This window comes from Hungatella effluvii (genome assembly GCF_003201875.1).
Taxonomy (GTDB): Bacteria; Bacillota; Clostridia; order Lachnospirales; family Lachnospiraceae; genus Hungatella; species Hungatella effluvii.
The window spans coordinates 228,176-246,203 of record NZ_QJKD01000005.1; the positions used below are offsets into that span (position 1 = coordinate 228,176).

The following is an 18,028-nucleotide window of genomic DNA, read 5'->3' on the forward strand; positions in this document are numbered from 1 at the left end:
GTTGTCCTGATCCTATTTTTCCGCCCATATCTGGGTTTCCGACCGTATCGGCCGCCCCGGACTTTTCAGTGCTTCATTGATCAGAATCAGCGCATAGGCGTCCTGAAGCCCTTCCGCCAGAGGATAACACTCCAGCCCCTCTTCGATATACCGTCTCATTCCCATCATGAGAACGGCAATGGCGGTCTCGTCCTGAGGCAGAACCTGTTTCAGTCCCATATGCACAAATGGGTTTACATAAAGCTGTTCCTCTCCCAGAGAAATCCGGATAATGCCGCTGCCGGACGCGTTACGTTCCACGCTCATTGTCTGTTCCATCGGCAGAAAACGCCCTCCCGAAGGCTGTACCTCTTCCTTCACATACCGCACTGTCCAGTCATTTAATTCCCCCGTCATCCCCTGAACGTTCAAATGTCTGCTCCGGATATAAGAATGGTACTGCACACTGCTGAAATCGTAAAAAGCCGTTTTCCCGTCTTCAAATTCAAATGTAATCCGCCGTCTCGTCCGCTCCGACATGCGGCCGTCTGTGATAGCCCCATCTCTGGAGTCTGTCTCCATCAGCGTAAACGGGTATTCCTTCCCGTAAATGGTCATATTCTGAAGTCCTGTCCCCAGCATACGGCGGATGACGCTGGCGCCATGGTAGTCGTGAACAGCTGACAGCGTCATCATGGAGGCCTCTCCTAAAAATCCGCGCCTGACCACTTCCGTGGCTGCGGCAAAGGAAGGGTAGAGAAAATACTGCTCTGCCACCTGTATTTTCGCGCCTTCTTCCATCTTCATACGCCAGAGTTCCTTAAGCTCATCCAGTTCCAGCGCCGCCGGAGTCTCGCAGAGCACCGGAAAGCCCTTCCCGGCCCATTGCTTCGTTACCGAAAAGATCGACGTCCTGTTCACCGCCACCACCACGAAATCCGGCTTCATGGCCTCGCAGGCGGCCTCCGATGTAACGGCAGGAACGCCGTACTGTATCCTCATGTGACCGGCCTTCTCCTCCGTCCTGCAGAGCATCGCCTCCATGGTAAACAATTCCGGATACGCACAGGCAATTCTCCAGTAAAACAGAGAACGCCAGCCGGAACCGATCACCACAAAGCGAAGCGGCTTTTTCTCCAGTGCAGTCCTGTCTATCGTCATTTTCATAAGAATCTCCTTTCCGGTTATCACACCTTCAGACTTTCCAGGAACAGCCGGTCCAGCACGTCCCAGTTCTCTCTCCTGTCGTCCTTTTTTTTGTCCAGCAGCGATTTATAGTAATCCAACTGTTCTTCAATAAACTGGTTCAAAACTTCGATCCGTTCTCCCGCTCCGCTTTCCGGCGTCAGCGCCTTAATCTCCAGCAGCTTCTCGATGGCCGCCAGAACTTTTGCCAGATCATCGCAGCCGCGGACCGCTTCCATCAGCTCTGAAAAAAGCACCGGCGGCGGGCACGCGTGTTCCTCAATCCACTTACACGCCAGAACCGGACGGATCACATAGAAATATTTCTTATATTTCACAGTGTCCCCCTGCAGAAACTCCAGGAAGTTGCTTTTCGCCGTTCCGTAATAATGGTACATGGCCGCCTTTTCGGAAAAGTACACGGACGCAGCCTGGTGTATCTGCCGCCATTCCTCTGTCGTGCGGTAGACGACCGGCGAGTTCGCCCACTCAAACAGAGTGGAGTTGGATCGGTGATACTGCCGCAGCGCCTTCTGCAAATCCCAGCCATTGATATCGAGCGTTTCGTCCAGCTCCCACTCGATCACATCGCGGGCGGGTTCCAGCTTTAAGTAATCCTCCCGCCTGCGCACATAGATAAACCGAACGTCGAAATCGCTGTCCGGGGATGCAAATCCCCAGGAACGGCTTCCGGATTCCACTGCGTGAAGAATCCGCACGTGTTCCTTTTCCTCTATCTCCTGAAGCTTCTGTTCCACCAGTTCCTCCAGCGTTCCTTCAAAATCCTTATATCTCATCTCTTACCACCCTTTCATTGACGCTCATGACGAATTCCTGCACGCGCTCATAATCCGGTTCTTCCGGAAGTGATGTGTTCGCAGCCGCCTCATGCAGCCGCTTTTCGTAGTCCGCCAGAATCTCATAAAATTCCGCCCGGTAGGTACCGTCCTCCTTCTGAAATTCTCCCCGCCGGATTTTCATCAGAAGCTCATGCTCGTCCTTCCGATACGTAATAATATCTTCCTTCTCCAGAATATCGATCGCCATCATAAACAGGCGGATCAAATGCATGGCATGCTTGTTCAAATGATTGTCGTCCTTCTTCCGGTTCCGTTTTCCAATCTTATCATACTCTTTTACAATGTTATTCATCTCACCCCATATGTTCCGGTAATCCCTGAGCGGATAGTGAGAAAGCCGGGCATCCAGAAAAATCTCCGTATCCATCTCCGGATTCTCCGCCTCATCAATATAGATTTTCAGAGAACCGTAATCGTTGATCCGGTAGCGCTCTTTAAATTCATACATGGCGTTCTTCACGGAATTAAAGATATGTCTTTCCCGCTCCTCCGAAGCCATCCGGTCCCTTGCCAGCGCATTCTGAAGCCGCCTAAGCTGCTGGTCCGCATATCCCCCGAAGGACTGGATCGCCCTCTTTGAAAGGAATAAACGGCGATTGGCAAGAAGCTCCCTCCCGATCGGGGATAAATACAAATAATGCTCTTCATTCAGCCCCAACAGCTCACAGGTATTGGGATTGCACTCCAGCAATAGCCGTATGATCTTGTTAAACGCATAGATCACCGTATCCGTATTCTCATCTGTATACTGGTCATAGGAGGTCATTCCAATCAGATCGGACCTCCTGTTTAATGTCACGCCCCTGACATCGATGTCACTGTTCTCATTGTTGGTTCCATAGGAATAACTGCCCGCCAGCCCCAGCAGGATAATATGTTTTCCCAGGTGGGGATCTGTTTTCAAAAAACCGTACTGCGGTTGTGTCAGAAGCTGCTGTGTTAAATGCTGCTCTGTTTCACTCATGGGGTTCCCCCTTTCCTGCATATATAATACTTATAGTATAACTGCTCCCCGGAAAAATGCCAACAAGCGTTTAAAAATACCCGATTTTTCCATATCCGGGAACCATCGGGTACTGCATAACCATATCTATTCACTTTTCTTTAAGAGCCATTCAAGCACATTTCTTTTTTTAATTCCTTCATAATCCACATTGTTAAACAATTCATCCAGTGTTAAGAGATACTTGGGATAATTGTCCTGGATTTTTCTGAGAGGTGCAAGTTCCCTTTCCAGAGTCGATTCCTCCAATGTGGTTGCCGCCACCTGATAATAGATGGTTTCCTCCGGACTTATCGCCACAAAATCCACTTCGCCGTCATTCAACTGTCCGACATAAACCCGGTACCCGCGGCGCAGCAGCTCCAGATAAACAATATTTTCCAGAATGTGTCCCACGTCGCTGTCCTTTCCACGCACAAGGACGTTTCGCAGACCGATATCGACCGCATAGTATTTGCTTTGCTGCGTTAAATACTGTTTCCCCTTTATATTGTAACGCCCCGCCTCGTATAAAAGAAGGCTGTCGGTCAGACCGCGAAGATATTTGTCCACAGTTTTCTGATCCACTTTTGTCCCCTGCGATTTCAGCGTATTGGCTATCTTTGTGGGGGATACCAGATTCCCAATGTTATGCAGCATAAATTTTGCTACATTTTCCAAACTGGTAACATCAGATATATTGAGCCTGGCGACCACATCTTTCAAGAGAACCGTGTGATAAATATCCATCAGATACTCTTTTGCATCCCTTTGTTCCAGTCCCAGCCTCGTAACATACGGAAATGAACTAAATTCCAGATACCTGGCAAACTTCTGCTGCATGGAAAGGCCGGTCTCGGTCAGAGCACCACAGAATTCGGAAAAGGAAAGAGGCAGCATCTTAAGTTCCACATATCGGCCAGACAGAAGTGTCGCCAGTTCTCCCGACATAAAGTATGCATTAGAACCTGTAATATAAACATCGCAGTTTTCCTTGATGAAAAGACTGTCCACAGCTTTCTCAAAATTAGCTACATGCTGAATTTCATCCAGAAATATATAGTTCATCTGATCTGGAAGCAAGCGCTCATTCATATAATGATACAGTTTTTTATAGTCTGTCAAATCCTCGTAATCAATATTCTCAAAATTGAGCATGGTAATCTGCTCCTGGCGAACACCGTCATTCAGTAAATAACTTCGGAAAATATCAAACATCGTCGACTTTCCACAACGGCGCACCCCTGAAACCACTTTTATAATCTGCCGTCCTCTCCATCGGATCAGCCAGTCTAAATATTCAGAACGGTTAATTCTCACCATATGTCTCCCCCTCTCATACATCTCATTATATCCATTTTAATCCTAATTTATTCCACAGTCAACAAAAGTTAGGATTTAATTCCTATTTTTTTAATTTTCATATCTTTTAAGGATTATTTTCCTGATTATTCTTAAAAAAGCGGAAACCGCCTTCTTCAATCCGGCCGTTTCCGCTTTTCCACACATTATCTTCTATTTTTCCAATCCCATCTCAATACCATTTCCTACCGCTTCTTCCCGCAGCACTTCTTATATTTCTTCCCGCTTCCGCAAGGACACGGATCGTTAGGATAGATTTTCTGAACGTTCCTGCGCGGTTCCGCGGCCTGACTGAAGCCTCTGGTCACCATCTCATGGGGCGTATACCCGCGGTTCAGCACCATGCGCGTGCTGTTCCACACATCCATGATCTGGCTGGTGAACTTCTCCAGTTCCTCCTGCCCGCGGAATATGACTCCATAGGTCTCAAGCTCGTCTACCACGGTCTGCAGATCGGAGCCGACGCTGATGGCAGACTGGACATCCCGTAAAATATACGGGATCCGCTCGTCCCCGACACCTAATTCTTTTGTTAAAAATTCTCCAAAATGCTGCAGCTCCCTGCTCATCAGGAACCCGCCGTTGTCAGCCATCCACTCGATTTCCCGCAGATTCGGAATGTAGTAAGGGACGTTCCGCTGTCTGCTGTACAGTTCGTCATACGACTTCTGCTCAGCCAGCACACAGTCCACGAACCGGCCTTCGATCAGTTCCACCTCGGGACGGGCCGCATACAGCATCCTGTATGCGTCTGTCAGTTCCGCTTCCGTCAGCTTTTTCGCTTCATACTTATTGAATATCTCCAGAACCAGGGAGGCCGGCGTCACCGCGTACAGCGAGTTGGCGGCGCACAGATAATCTCCGATGCGGCTGATACGCCTCCTTACCGCCTGAAACGCCTCCGTATTGATTGCTTCATACGCCTGCTTCACATCGTCGGCTACTGTATAGAGTTCAGGGCTCATCTCCATTGTCACATAGCCCCCGGCATAAAGATAATCCATATTTTCCTGTTCAAAATAGGGGATATGGCCTTCTCCCTGCAGAACCTGTTCAAACAGCCTGATCTCTGCATCTCTCGCACATACAAAGTACTCGCTCATCACCTCCGGGCAGAGCATGTATTCCGCCGTCTTCCGGATCAGTTCTTCCTTTTTAAGCTTCGAATAACCGCTTAAGCCGTGGCGTTTTGCCAGCTCTGTGATACTCTCCTTGTCGTAAAAACGGAAGATATCGGCCAGCTTTACCCCCTCCTGCTCCGGCATACTGCCATCGGAGAAAACCAGCTGTTTAAGCGCTTCATTGACCAGGTCCGCGTCATACTCGCGCATTCCCTGGCTCTCGGCCCACTCTTTATAATCAAATCCATTTTCTTCGTTATACGCGGCCAGTCTCTGCGGGTCCGCCAGCGTATCCAGAAGCTGATAGTATCCGCAGATTCCTCCACAGTCCTCCGGTATGACGTCGCCCTTATACTTCGTCACCCGCGCATACGGCTCTGTATCTTCCTCCAGAACCTTTTCCACCTCGACAGTATGTTCCCAGTTATCTCCCAGATCGTATGTATATGTAAATTTCTTCGTATCAGCCACCAGTTCATCGATAACCGTACCGCTGGAGATGGTTCCGGGCATATCAAAGTCTTCCTCCACCCTGTCGTCTCTCACCCGAATTCCAATTGTACGGAACTCAAACTCATAGAGATGGTAATCCGACCAGCAGAATACGGCCTGAATAATCTGGTGCAGCTGCTCAAACGTAATCCCCTGCGGAACCAGAACCCTTCTCCAGATTGGTGGTTTACTCCCTTTTATAACGATCTTGAACTGATAAGCTCCCATGAAAATTTCCTCCTGCTTTAAATAAAGAGTCCTGCGCCTCATCTCACATATAAAAACGGCGCCATGACAATTTACCACAAATCTACTGCTCCTGTCCAGTCTATTCGCATATTTTTCTTCGAACTGCACGCTCCCGGTTACAATTCACGGGCCACTGAAGGTCTCCGCTCCCAGACACACAAAAGCAGGCAGCCGGCCGCGTAACAGGCCAGATCCTTCACGTCAAACACCGAACCGAGTACAATTCTGGCAAATCTGCTGCCGGACAGCCCCAACAGCGTCACAAGGTCAAAATACTGAAGCACCTCCACGCATGCCGCGAATAAAAATACGTAAAGCGGCATCAGCCGCACCTTCACCGGGACAAAGATTCTGACGAAACAGTATACCACGAGAACCACCAGCATGTCCCCCACATAGGGACGTATCACTTTGTCGTGAACGTACAGGGCAATCAGCGTTTCCACCGCCATCAGCACCAGAAACGCCGCCCCGTACAACAGACGCAGCTTCTTATTTCTCTCTGTCATTTCCCTCATCACGAAAGCCCCTTTCCTCTTCATATGTACTATCATAGCGGAGAACATGCATGATTGCAACAAAAAAGAATACCGCAGCAGTTTCACGCTTCCGGCCATCTCCGGCCAGCCGCTTCCCTGCTGCGGTACTGTGATTTTTATCCTATTTCCATTCTCTGTAACAGGAGCATCATCCGATGATCTCCATCTCCTTGGAATCCCGGTTCAAGCTTACGGCGCCGTCCGCCGTAATCAGCATCAGATCCTCGATCCTTACCCCCAGCTCGCCCGGAAGATAGATTCCCGGTTCACAGGAAAAGATCATGCCCTCCTGCACAATGTCCTGGTTCGCGGAAGAGACATCTCCTGCGTCATGCACCTCGATTCCAATGCAGTGGCCAAGACGATGTGTAAAGTACGGGCCGTACCCTGCCTCCGTGATGATGTCCCTTGCCACCTTATCGATCTCGCAGAACTTCATGCCCGGCTTCATGGCCGCCTGTGCCGTTAAATTAGCCTTCTTGACGATCTCGTACACTTCCCGGCCCTTTTCACTGGCGCTCTTATAGAAAAACGTTCTGGTCATGTCGGAGCAGTAGCTGTTCTTCTTGCATCCCACATCGAAGAGCACGCAGTCTCCGTCTTTTAACACGGTTCCATCCGGCTTATGATGGCCGATGGCGGCATTGGCCCCAAAGCTTACCAGCGGGCCGAAGGAAGGCCCTTCTGTCCCCAGTTCCTTGTAGATCGCGCACATTCCGGCAGCGACCTCCAGCTCCGTCACGCCCTCCTTTATGAGACCGCGGAAGCGGGCCATGGCCTCGTCATTTAACCGGGATGCCAGAATCATCTTTTCTTTCTCTTCCCCGTCCTTGATCCGGCGGGCTCCATCCACACATTCGGAGGCATTTTTATAGGAGGAACCGGCTCCAAGTTCCATCAGCTCCAGAAGGAATCTGGCCGCCATCTTCTTATCGATCCCCAGCGGCTTCTCATGGTCTGTACAGTCCGCTATCATCCGACAGGCCGGGTCCGTATCGGAAAACCACACCTTTTCGATTCCGATATCGCCGTCCACGGTAAACAGTTTATTGATAAACAGCTTATTGTTTCCATTTTTATTTAAATACAATGCCAGCAAACGTTCATTGGGCAGAATCCATCTGCCGGTCAGATAAAAGACCGACGGCGGATCGCTGATGATCATCTGCTCCAGCCCCATCTCTTCCATATTATGTAAGACGCGGCCTACTCTCTCTTCAAACATATTCCTTCCTCCTTTGTTCCCTTAGAGTACTCCCTTAAACTCCGTAGAATACAGGCGCTCCCGGTCCTAACGGCAGGCCGATGATCATCCAGACAGCTAAAAGCAGAGACCAGAAGAATAAGAATGCCATAGAGTACGGAAGCATGGAGGAAACCAGCGTTCCCCACCCGGTATCCTTGTCGTATTTCTTCATAATCGTCAGGATATACGGAATCCATGCGATAACCGGGGCGATGATATTGGTTGTGCTGTCACCGATCCGGTAAGCCACCTGAGTCAGCTCTGGAGATAATCCCATCTTCATAAACATCGGCACGAATACCGGGGCAAAGATGGCATATTTCGCGGAAGCGGAAGCCATAAACAGGTTCACAAAGCCCGCAACCAGGATAAAGCAGACCACAAGAACTACGGAGTTGACATTTAAGCTCTTTAACAGCTCCGCGCCCTTAAAGGACAGAACACGGCCGATGTTGGTATAGCTGAAGTAATTGGTAAACTGGGCCGCTACGAACGCCATGGCCACGAAACCGGATATGGAAGCGATGGCCTTATTAAAGGAAGACACCACATCCTTATCGGATTTAAAAGTACCGCACAGTTTTCCATATACAAAGGAAGGAATGAAAAACAGCAGGGTGAACAGCGGAATGATTGCATTCATCAGGGTGGAACCATCAATTAAGCTGCCAGTCTCCGGGTTTCTCATAAAGGAATTTTTCGGAATACAGCAGATAACGTAGAAAGCCACGATTCCTACGAATACCCAGTTAGCCGCCTTCAGTGCCTTCTCTTCCTTAGCGGAAATGCTGTCGGACGCCTCGATTAAAGTTCCGTCTCCATTTTCCTTATACGGCCCAAGGCGCGGGATGATCACACGCTCGGTGATATACGTTCCCACAATGGTAATCAGAATGGTCGATACAATCATAAAAAACCAGTTGCCCAACGGTGTAACCGTATAGGACGGATCCAGCGTCTGAGCCGCCGCGGTGGAGAAACCGGATAATGTGGCATCCGCGGAACCGATCAGTAAGTTTGCGGAGAAGCCGCCGGATACACCGGCAAATCCGGCTGCGATACCTGCCAGGGGATGCTTTTTGTACGCCTTGAAAATCATGGCTGCCAACGGGATGAAGACAACGTAACCGGCATTTTCCGCCACGTTTGTCATGACGCCGATAAAGACGACCATCGGAGTCACCAGAGCGGCCGGCGTCACCTTGACCACCTTGCGGATCAGACCGTTTAAATAGCCGGAGCTTTCCGCCACGCCGATACCCAGCATGATAACGATTGTAAAGCCCAGCGGCGCATAGCTGGTAAAGTTGGTAACCGCGGAGGTCAGCATATACTGAAGTCCCTTAACGCTGAACAGGCTGACAATGGATACCGTGGCCTCCTCCACCGTTCCGCTGCCTGAATTGTACATTTCACCTGCGGCGCTCCACCCAAGGGCTGAACCGATACCGGAGACGATAACTACTGCCACTGCCAGATAAAAGAATATGGTGAGCGGTGTCGGGAGTTTGTTCCCTGCGACTTCGATCTTATCCAGAAAGCGCAGGATCCAGGAACGTTTTTTTGTCTTGGTTGTGTTTTTCATACTTTCTCCTTTATACATTATATTATTTACTGCCTATTTCGCAGTATTTGACGCGATCAGCGCGGCATCCCATACGCCGGAAAACGGCGGGGAATAACACAAATCCATAAATCCCATCTCATCCACAGTCAGTCCGGCGTAAATGGCGATGGCGTAATAATTGGCCCTCGGAACCACAATCCCCTGTCCGTACGTCTCCGCCCCCAGGATCTTTCTCGTACCGGCGTCGTAGATCAGCTTGATATTCAGCTTCTCCGTGCCGTAATAGGAAGCGTAACTGTTTCCCGTAATCATGTGAGCCTTATAGTTAAGGCCTCTGGCCTTCGCCTCCTTCTCGGATAAGCCGACCTTGGCCGCGTCGATACCGAACAGCCGCAATGCCGAGCTTCCAATCAGCTTAAATGGCTTCGGCTGCACACCTCCCAGGATATCGCCGATGATTCTGCCCTGTTTGTTGGCATTGGTTCCCAAAGGCGCATACAGATAGTCGCCGGTAACTGCGGACTTCATAATGCTGCAGTCCCCTGCCGCGTAAACGTCCGGGATACTCGTCTCCATCCGCTCATTCACGCAGATCGCCCCGTTTCCGGCCTTCTCCACATTGGTGATAAAGGATGTGGCCGGTGCGATTCCCGCGCTGTTGATCACCATATCCGCCGGGATCTCTTCGGTCTCTTCCCCGCGCCGCAGTACGGCCCGTACGATGCGGCCGTCTTCCTCGACCAGACTCTGCACCATGGTTCCCACGCGCACGGTCACGCCGTTTTCTGCAAGCTCGGCTTCCAGCGCCTCACTGATCTCCGAGTCAAAGGCCGGAAGCACGTGCTCAGCCAGTTCCACGACCGTGACCTCTTTGCCGTAATGTCTGCACGCCTCGGACAGCTCCAGCCCGATGAATCCGGCTCCAACGATGACCACATGGCGCTGGTTCTCATCGAATAACGCCTGTTTCACTCTGGTTCCATCCGCCACGTCGCGGATCTCGAATAAATTGCTGTAAGAACGGTCGAACGGCGGAAAATGGCGCACCCCCGCTCCGCTTCCGATCACCAGCTTGTCATAGGTATCGTCAAACACCTCTCCGCTCTGCAGATTCTTCACGGTCACGGTCCTGGCGTCCGTATCCACGGCCGTCACCTCATGGCAGGTCTTTACCGGAATCCCGCTCTTCGCAAATTCTTCCGCCGTCCTGGCGATCAGTTCCTTCCCCTGTTTGATATGATCGGAAATATAAAACGGGATTCCGCAGGCGCCGAAGGATACCTCTCCGCCTTTCTCATAAACCACGATCTCAACCGCGTCGCCCAGAAGCCTTTTTAACTTGGAGGCCGCCGACATTCCGGCGGCAACTCCGCCGATAATCACTGTTTTCACTCTCTCACCCTTCTTTCTACGATAATCGCATTTGTCATACAGCCGGTTACATTAATGAGTGTTCTCGGCACATCGCCGATGGGATCGATGGCAATCATCGGTCCGAGACCGTTCACCGCGCCTGTGATTCCGCTGCCCATCACGGCTCCGAATTCCGCCATGGTGGCCGTACCCGGAACACCGGTAATTCCATAGGAGACCAGCACGATCACCACCACCAGACCGAACACCAGCGCCGGTGTCATGGTAAGTCCGCTTAAGCCTGCGGCAAATACCGCCGCCATAGCCGGGAACATGGCGCCGCATCCCTGCATTCCTGAAGAGATGGCGTAGGCGGATACCTCGTCGGTAATCTCCTTTTTAAGTCCCAGTCCGGCCGTCAGCGCTTCCTGCGCATCGGGGAGGCAGGCGGAACCGGAACGGGTAACCAGCGCCTTTTTCATCGCCGCCTTTCCCGCCCGGAAAAATGCCGCCGGGCTCACACCGGAAACTGCGCACAGAATGATCTGTACAGCCAGCATGGCCAGAGAGGCCGCGCAGAGAACTGCCAGCATCTTCACCAGCATCAGGAGAAACGCCGGGCCATACGCCGCTGTAAACGCCGCCATGACAGCGGCCGCCCCCATGGGCTTGTAGGCGATAACGGCCTTGCACACACTCGTAATCACAGAGAAAGCGGCATCTGTAACGTCCAGAAACGGCTTTACCGTATCCATATATTTACCGGACATTCTCCGGGCTGCAATGCCAATCAATACGGCAAACACAAAGATTCCCACCACATTGCCGGTAAGGAAATCGAAACCGATTCCCGATGGAATCAGATGCGCAATCGAATCGGTGATCTTCTGTCCCTCCCCGATCTCCCAGGAAAAGACCGCAGTATCTGCTCCCGGCGCCGCGCCCACTCGAAAGCAGAGGCCAAGGCAGGCGCCAATCAGAGCGCTGACCGCAAGCATCAGCGTATTGACCCATTTCTTCCATTTTATCAGCGGCGTCTCTGTCTTTACAAGAGGCGTATGGATAACAAGACGCACCCCTGCAACAAAGATGACCGGAGCGATCAAAAGCTGAAACAGGGAGACGTATCCGTTCCCCACCAGGGAAAACCAGCGGCCCAGATCCGCGGCATATGCTCCTGTGCGGCCGGATAATCCCCATACGATCAGCCCGTATACGGTTCCAATCCCTGTTCCGATCAGCACGCGGGCCGCAAATGTAAATTTTTTCTTCGGCAGGCGGCTGATTCCGAACAGCAGACCGAAAAACACGATCACTCCCGCCAGGCTCTCCACCCTCGTTAATCCTAAAAACTCTATTATATTCATGAATGGTTCCTTTCTGTCAGCATTCCGTCATAATACGGATTATTTCCTTATCGGTCTCTCTCATTCCATCTTTTCCGAGACGGCCCACATTAGTGATGGTATTTTCCACTCCCTTGGACACGATGCCGTCGCCGCCTTTAAACTGCTGACCATTGATATACATATAGTATCCCATAATTCCGGCATCCACCGCGGCTGCGATCTTACCCGCACAGGAGGGCTTGGCGCCGTCACAGATAATGCCCGACACGATGGCAAGGCCGTTGACAAGGGTGTGGGCGATGGTCTTATAATCGGCCCCCAGCAGGAATGCGATTCCGCACCCGGCCCCGCATCCCGCGCTGACCGCTCCGCAGTAGGCGGACAGACGGCCGATTCCCGTCTTCTGGTGGATCGTGATTAAATTCGAGAGCACAAGAGCGCGGTAGAGTTCTTCCTCACTGGAGCCCAGTTCTTTCGCATACTCAATCACAGGCAGGGAAGCGGTCATACCCTGATTCCCGCTTCCAGAATTGATAATAACGGGAAGCTCGCATCCGCTCATACGGGCGTCCGACCCGGCCGCTGCGGCCGCCCTTGCCCTGACGCGGATATCGTCGCCGTAGGCCTTTAACAGGACACTGCCGATATTAGCACCCCAGTCGTTCTGAAGGCCGTCCTCCGAGATCGCGCTGTTATAGGCGATCTGGCGCCCTATGACGTCTCTCACGTCCTCCAAATCCACTGTTTTGGCGAAATCGTAGATATCTTCCACATTTAAGAGACTCCGATCCGCCATCTGCGCCTCCCTGGCGGCCACGGCTCCCACCTTGTAAAGGACCTCTCCATCTTTCTCGATCAGCACAATATTCGTATGATACCCGGCGATCCGCACTTTCACGCAGGAACCGCCACCGGATACCGTCACCACCATGTCGAGGATCTCCTCCGTCTCCAGCGGCCTCACAGAGATCTCCGCATTCTGTAAATACGCCTTAATCTCTTTCTTCTGTTCCTCCGTCACGCCTGCGATAACTTCCAGAATCCTGGAGGCATCCCCTGCTGCAATGCCGGCCGCCGCCGCGGCTTCAATGCCCTTTAATCCGCCTGTGTTGGGAACAATGACACTCTTTACATTTTTCACTATATTGCCGCTGGCTTCCACCACACAGCGTTCGGGAAGGCAGCCCAGTACCTCTCTGGCTTTCGCCGCGCAATAGGCCAGAGCAATCGGCTCCGTACAACCCATGGCAGGCACGAGTTCCTCTTTTAGAATCTGTACATAGGTCGAATACTGAATTCCGGTACGTTCCATGATTTCCCTCCGATTGGTTTATGTATTTTTTATAATTTTATAAGAAAATTTTAACGTATTTTGATCGATATGTCAATGAATTTAATAAAGTTTTTTTATCGTAATAATAATTTATTTTTTAAATCATAAAAATCATTCCTGCAAAAAAAAGAAATCCGGAAATGCTGCTTTCCGGATTTCTTCCCTTTTGAAATAAAGAGTCCGGCTCGCCGGACTCTCGCGCCGGAGCGCGGTCGCTTCAGCGGCCACACTTCCTTAGCGCGAAGTGCGCCTCCTCACGGAGGTTTTTTATTTCATAGGACAACTGTCCTATGAAATAAAAATAATTCACTGCTGTTTTCCTGATTGCCTTTTTTATGTATTAGCCAGGTTTTTCTTTTTACTCCCAAAGGACGACAGAGTCATAATCAGCATACCAAACGATGCGATTAAACATGCAAAATAGAGGAATGCAACAGGTGTGGAAGTCTTTACTCCCTCGATATTCGCATACAGCTTTTCATTAGATAAATAGGCAGTTACGGTGCGGCCTGGTATATAGGGAGCGCTGCTGTGGGTATTTTTCAGTTCATATTCCTTACCGTAATACGATACAAAGACTTCGTACTGCATCTGTCGTTTTCCCAATATCTTCTTATATACCGTTTCGGAGCTTATCACCTTCACCTCAACCTCTTCGTATTCCACATCGGAATTGTCAACAACGCCATGGAGAACCACCGTCGCTATAATACAAAGCACTGTTGCAATCATCAGTATTACTGTTTTCTTACTCATTTAGAATCCCCCTCTCATGTTCTTCTTACGCTTTTTTCTGAATTTTGGACTGATAACGGTAAACACTGGCCTCGGAACAGAACAGATATTCCGCCACTGCTCCTACAGCTCCCTTTAACTGGAACAGGCCGGCACGGTTCAGTTCTCCGATAATCTCGATCTTCTCCTGCTGCGTCAGACGCTCCCTTACCTTAGGCTCACTGGAACCCACGACTGAAATGACGGCTTTTTTCATCATATCTCCGATTACGTCCTCAGAAAAATTCTCCACAGGGCCTGAGCAGACGATTCCGGCATTAACGCCCTCACTCATCATCCCAAGACCGCTCAACTGGCGGAGACTTTCCATTACCTGCTCATACGGCGTCATGTCAATATTGACACAAAGCTGTCCCACAAGCATTCCTTCCTCCCGGATAAAATACGTCGAAGAACGCAGCCTCTTATCAGGTGCCGCCTTCCCCTCATAGTTCACTACGTAATCCTTTTCTTTCCATTCTTCGTTCGCCAGTATGGACAAAGTAAAATCCGTGATAGGCGCTCCAATCGTACGGCCGCTGACGTGTCCATTGGCAATGGCAATAATATCATGGTCCGGTTTGCGGCAGTCTCTCAGCACGACCTCCGCGTTCTCTCCCAAAACCTCTCCCAGAAAATCAACCAGTTTTTTATAATAATCCAGTATGTCCAATTCTATAATTCCTTTCCCCAGCATTCAAAACTCTTTTTCATTATAACAGAGGAAAAACCGTTCCGCAACCGATTCCGCCTGCCTGGACGGAAAGCTGCCGCTTAAAACAGCATTCCCGCTGGGCCTTCAGCATGTTCTCGCCATGTTCGCAGGAAACTTAACACCAATCCTTTTAATCGCAGGCGCATGCGGAATTACGGCCGGTTCTCCGGAACAGGTGGCAATTCTACAGAACGCCATGCTGGTAGCCGGTATCGTCACACTGGTTCAGCTCTTCTCCATCGGTCCGGTGGGTGGCAAGCTTCCGATAGTCATGGGTACCAGCTCCGGTTTCATCGGTGTATGCCAGAGTGTGGCCGGCGTCATGGGCGGCGGTGTGGTCGCTTATGGTGCTATTCTCGGCGCCTCGCTGCTCGGCGGATTATTTGAGACTGTACTGGGCTTTTTCTTAAAACCTCTGCGCCGTTTCTTCCCATCCGTTGTTACCGGTACGGTCGTTCTCTCCATCGGTCTCTCCTTAATCAGTGTCGGAATCGGTTCGTTCGGCGGCGGCAGCAGTTCCAAGGATTACGGCTCTTTAGAGAACTTATTTCTGGGCTTTGTCGTTCTCTTAAGCATCGTGCTGTTAAAGCATTTTTGTAAGGGATTTGCAAGTGTATCTTCTATATTAATCGGCATTATCATCGGCTATGTGGCGGCGGCAGTCATGGGCTTCCTTCTTCCCAATACCTTCACCTTCACAGACCCGGTTACCGGCGCTGCGGCAGAAATGACGAAGTCCTGGGTTTTAAACTGGAATAAGGTGGCGGAAGCCAGCTGGTTTTCCGTTCCGAAGCTGATGCCTGTAAAGCTGGTATTTGACGCCCGCGCCATTATCCCGATCGGAATCATGTTCATCGTAACGGCAGTTGAGACCGTAGGTGATATCTCCGGTATCACAGAAGGTGGTATGGGACGGGAAGCCACAGACAAGGAACTGGCTGGCGGCGTTATGTGCGACGGCCTCGGTTCTTCTTTTGCAGCACTCTTCGGCGTGCTTCCCAACACCTCCTTCAGCCAGAATGTAGGTCTGGTGGGCATGACAAAGATCGTCAACCGGTTCGCCATCGCAACCGGAGGCGTATTCTTAATCGCCTGCGGTTTATTCCCAAAGCTGGCGGCTATCGTTTCCATCATGCCTCAGAGTGTACTGGGCGGTGCCGCTGTCATGATGTTTGCATCGATCGTAGTAAGCGGTATCCAGTTGATCACAAAGGAAGAGGTCAACACCAGAAGCATTACAATCGTATCTGTAGCACTCGGCCTCGGCTATGGCCTTGGTTCCAATGCCGGAGCCCTTACATACCTTCCGGAACCGGTGCGATTAATCTTCGGCGGTTCTGGTATCGTGCCGGCTGCCCTGGTGGCAATCATCTTAAATGTATGTCTTCCAAGAGAATCGGCCGCAGAAAAAACAGCTAAAAAATAAGAGCAGGAAGTCAGTGACGGCCTGCTGTTATAAAACGTAAAAGGAACGATAAATGCCGCATGCAGAACCACTTTCGGTTCTGCATGCGGCATTTTCATCTATGTAAACTGTTCGTAATAATTTGGCGAAGCCGGCCACATCAAGCGCGCTTATCTTTATGACCATGGCTTCTTCTATGTTCAATCCCTCTCGGGCTTTCTGATACCTATCATACACGGCAAATGTGTCTAAAATTTGTTGTTTGCCTAAAGCCTTTCTAAAAAGTATGAAAAACTCTTTAACATTTTCATAAGTGAATCTAATTCTGCAACTTTACACATCTTTTACAAAACCTATACTAAATCCTGATATCTTCTGATTCAATTCCTTAGTATACTCCAGATGTCAGATAAAAGTCAAAACCCCCGCCGCAGGCGGCAGGATTTTTGACTCTCGCGGCAGTCGCCAAATGGACGCGCAAGCGTGTCCGTTTAGCTCGTTGCTCGCGGAAATAAATGTAAGAAATCATATCAGAAAAAGAGGAGAGTCAATTATGAAAAAGAATATGGTAAAAACACTTGCACTTGCCGGAATGGCAGTTTTAACAATGGGAGCCCTGGCTGGCTGCGGCAGCAATACAGCCGAGTCAACCGCGGCGCCAACCACCGCACAGTCAGAGGCTGAGGCGACCACAGCAGGTACTTCCTCCGCTGAGACAACCACCGCGGCTCCTGCGGCTTCCGCAGACTTAAAGGGTTCCATCAGCATGGTAGGTTCCACCTCCATGGAAAAATTTGCAACCGCGCTCAGCGAAATCTTCATGGAAAAGTATCCGAACGTAACGGTTCAGGCCGAATTCGTCGGCTCCGGCGCCGGAGTAGAAGCAGTAAATAACGGCTCCGCTGATATCGGCAACTCTTCCCGTGATTTAAAGGACGAAGAGAAAGCTAACGGTATCGCCGAAAACATCGTAGCCATCGACGGTATCGCAGTCGTTGTCGATCCGGCCAATGCCGTGGAAGACTTGACGAAGGATCAGCTGACCTCCATCTATAACGGTACAATCACCAACTGGAAAGACGCAGGCGGCGCAGACCAGCCGATCGTAGTCATCGGCCGCGAGTCCGGTTCCGGTACAAGAAGTGCTTTTGAGGAAATCCTCGATGTCGCTGACGCCTGCAAATACAGCAATGAGTTAGACAGCACCGGCGCAGTTATGGCAAAGGTTGCTTCCACACCAGGCTCCATCGGATACGTTTCCTTAGACGTTCTGGATGACACGGTTAAGACCTTAAAGCTGGACGGCACAGAAGCCACTGCGGATAATATCAAGGCTGGCACCTACTTCTTAAGCCGCCCGTTCGTTATGGCAACCAAAGGAGAAATCTCCGAACAGAACGACCTGGTAAAAGCATTATTTGACTACATCTACTCCGATGAAGGCACCGAATTAGTGAAATCCGTTGGTTTAATCCCGACAAAATAAAAGCCCAACGGCTGAATCAGACATCATAAAA

Annotated in this window: 15 protein-coding genes; 2 read left to right on the forward strand and 13 right to left on the reverse strand. The window is 50.6% G+C overall.

The features are described from left to right. Window positions 1–12: 12 nt before the first annotated feature. From DFR60_RS11490 to DFR60_RS11550, 13 genes are all read right to left on the reverse strand, one after another. On the reverse strand, window positions 13–1,146 hold the full coding sequence (locus DFR60_RS11490; protein ID WP_110323034.1) for a Gfo/Idh/MocA family protein: 1,134 nt from the start codon (window positions 1,144–1,146) through the stop codon (window positions 13–15). 20 nt (window positions 1,147–1,166) lie between these two features. Beyond that, window positions 1,167–1,961, reverse strand: a complete 795-nt coding sequence (locus DFR60_RS11495; protein WP_110323035.1) for a nucleotidyltransferase domain-containing protein — start codon at window positions 1,959–1,961, stop codon at window positions 1,167–1,169. Beyond that, entirely contained in the window at window positions 1,951–2,988 is a 1,038-nt protein-coding gene (locus tag DFR60_RS11500) for a nucleotidyltransferase domain-containing protein (RefSeq protein WP_110323036.1), read from the reverse strand. The genes DFR60_RS11495 and DFR60_RS11500 overlap by 11 nt, the downstream gene beginning before the upstream one ends. A 126-nt stretch (window positions 2,989–3,114) precedes the next feature. Then, complete coding sequence (locus DFR60_RS11505) at window positions 3,115–4,329, reverse strand: ATP-binding protein (RefSeq protein ID WP_110323037.1); 1,215 nt, start codon at window positions 4,327–4,329, stop codon at window positions 3,115–3,117. Between the two features lie 224 nt (window positions 4,330–4,553). Next, complete coding sequence (locus DFR60_RS11510) at window positions 4,554–6,209, reverse strand: plasmid pRiA4b ORF-3 family protein (protein ID WP_110323038.1); 1,656 nt, start codon at window positions 6,207–6,209, stop codon at window positions 4,554–4,556. 137 nt (window positions 6,210–6,346) lie between these two features. Next, window positions 6,347–6,748: a ribosomal maturation YjgA family protein gene (locus DFR60_RS11515; protein WP_110323039.1), complete on the reverse strand. Its 402-nt coding sequence runs from the start codon at window positions 6,746–6,748 to the stop codon at window positions 6,347–6,349. A 169-nt stretch (window positions 6,749–6,917) separates the two neighbouring features. Further along, entirely contained in the window at window positions 6,918–7,994 is a 1,077-nt protein-coding gene (locus tag DFR60_RS11520) for a M24 family metallopeptidase (RefSeq protein WP_110323040.1), read from the reverse strand. 34 nt (window positions 7,995–8,028) lie between these two features. Then, window positions 8,029–9,600, reverse strand: a complete 1,572-nt coding sequence (locus DFR60_RS11525; RefSeq protein WP_167437580.1) for an AbgT family transporter — start codon at window positions 9,598–9,600, stop codon at window positions 8,029–8,031. Window positions 9,601–9,633: 33 nt separating this feature from the next. Beyond that, window positions 9,634–10,974: a CoA-disulfide reductase gene (locus tag DFR60_RS11530; protein ID WP_110323042.1), complete on the reverse strand. Its 1,341-nt coding sequence runs from the start codon at window positions 10,972–10,974 to the stop codon at window positions 9,634–9,636. Beyond that, window positions 10,971–12,302, reverse strand: coding sequence for a cation:dicarboxylate symporter family transporter (locus DFR60_RS11535; protein WP_110323043.1), 1,332 nt, complete (start codon window positions 12,300–12,302; stop codon window positions 10,971–10,973). The genes DFR60_RS11530 and DFR60_RS11535 overlap by 4 nt, the downstream gene beginning before the upstream one ends. A gap of 16 nt (window positions 12,303–12,318) precedes the next feature. Next, window positions 12,319–13,596 (reverse strand): L-cysteine desulfidase family protein, encoded by a 1,278-nt coding sequence (locus DFR60_RS11540; RefSeq protein WP_110323044.1) that lies wholly within the window; start codon window positions 13,594–13,596, stop codon window positions 12,319–12,321. A gap of 354 nt (window positions 13,597–13,950) precedes the next feature. After that, window positions 13,951–14,373, reverse strand: coding sequence for a penicillin-binding protein (locus DFR60_RS11545; protein ID WP_110323045.1), 423 nt, complete (start codon window positions 14,371–14,373; stop codon window positions 13,951–13,953). Between the two features lie 25 nt (window positions 14,374–14,398). Further along, the gene (locus DFR60_RS11550) at window positions 14,399–15,088 is read right to left on the reverse strand and encodes a helix-turn-helix transcriptional regulator (RefSeq protein ID WP_243005047.1); all 690 of its coding nucleotides are present in this window, start codon (window positions 15,086–15,088) and stop codon (window positions 14,399–14,401) included. 58 nt (window positions 15,089–15,146) lie between these two features. On the opposite strand from DFR60_RS11550, the gene DFR60_RS11555 reads away from it, so the two are divergent. Continuing rightward, window positions 15,147–16,532 (forward strand): uracil-xanthine permease family protein, encoded by a 1,386-nt coding sequence (locus DFR60_RS11555; protein ID WP_110323046.1) that lies wholly within the window; start codon window positions 15,147–15,149, stop codon window positions 16,530–16,532. Window positions 16,533–17,064: 532 nt separating this feature from the next. Next, window positions 17,065–17,997, forward strand: a complete 933-nt coding sequence (locus DFR60_RS11560) for a phosphate ABC transporter substrate-binding protein (protein ID WP_110323047.1) — start codon at window positions 17,065–17,067, stop codon at window positions 17,995–17,997. The last annotated feature ends 31 nt before the right edge of the window (window positions 17,998–18,028 follow it).

Excerpts from the sequence above, each read along its gene's own strand:
- DFR60_RS11545 (WP_110323045.1), bottom strand. The coding sequence starts at position 14,373 with ATGAGTAAGAAAACAGTAATACTGATGATTGCAACAGTGCTTTGTATT.
- DFR60_RS11520 (WP_110323040.1), bottom strand. The coding sequence starts at position 7,994 with ATGTTTGAAGAGAGAGTAGGCCGCGTCTTACATAATATGGAAGAGATG.
- DFR60_RS11540 (WP_110323044.1), bottom strand. The coding sequence starts at position 13,596 with ATGGAACGTACCGGAATTCAGTATTCGACCTATGTACAGATTCTAAAA.
- DFR60_RS11505 (WP_110323037.1), bottom strand. The coding sequence starts at position 4,329 with ATGGTGAGAATTAACCGTTCTGAATATTTAGACTGGCTGATCCGATGG.
- DFR60_RS11510 (WP_110323038.1), bottom strand. The coding sequence starts at position 6,209 with ATGGGAGCTTATCAGTTCAAGATCGTTATAAAAGGGAGTAAACCACCA.
- DFR60_RS11500 (WP_110323036.1), bottom strand. The coding sequence starts at position 2,988 with ATGAGTGAAACAGAGCAGCATTTAACACAGCAGCTTCTGACACAACCG.
- DFR60_RS11515 (WP_110323039.1), bottom strand. The coding sequence starts at position 6,748 with ATGAGGGAAATGACAGAGAGAAATAAGAAGCTGCGTCTGTTGTACGGG.
- DFR60_RS11560 (WP_110323047.1), top strand. The coding sequence starts at position 17,065 with ATGAAAAAGAATATGGTAAAAACACTTGCACTTGCCGGAATGGCAGTT.
- DFR60_RS11525 (WP_167437580.1), bottom strand. The coding sequence starts at position 9,600 with ATGAAAAACACAACCAAGACAAAAAAACGTTCCTGGATCCTGCGCTTT.
- DFR60_RS11495 (WP_110323035.1), bottom strand. The coding sequence starts at position 1,961 with ATGAGATATAAGGATTTTGAAGGAACGCTGGAGGAACTGGTGGAACAG.
- DFR60_RS11535 (WP_110323043.1), bottom strand. The coding sequence starts at position 12,302 with ATGAATATAATAGAGTTTTTAGGATTAACGAGGGTGGAGAGCCTGGCG.
- DFR60_RS11490 (WP_110323034.1), bottom strand. The coding sequence starts at position 1,146 with ATGAAAATGACGATAGACAGGACTGCACTGGAGAAAAAGCCGCTTCGC.
- DFR60_RS11550 (WP_243005047.1), bottom strand. The coding sequence starts at position 15,088 with ATGCTGGGGAAAGGAATTATAGAATTGGACATACTGGATTATTATAAA.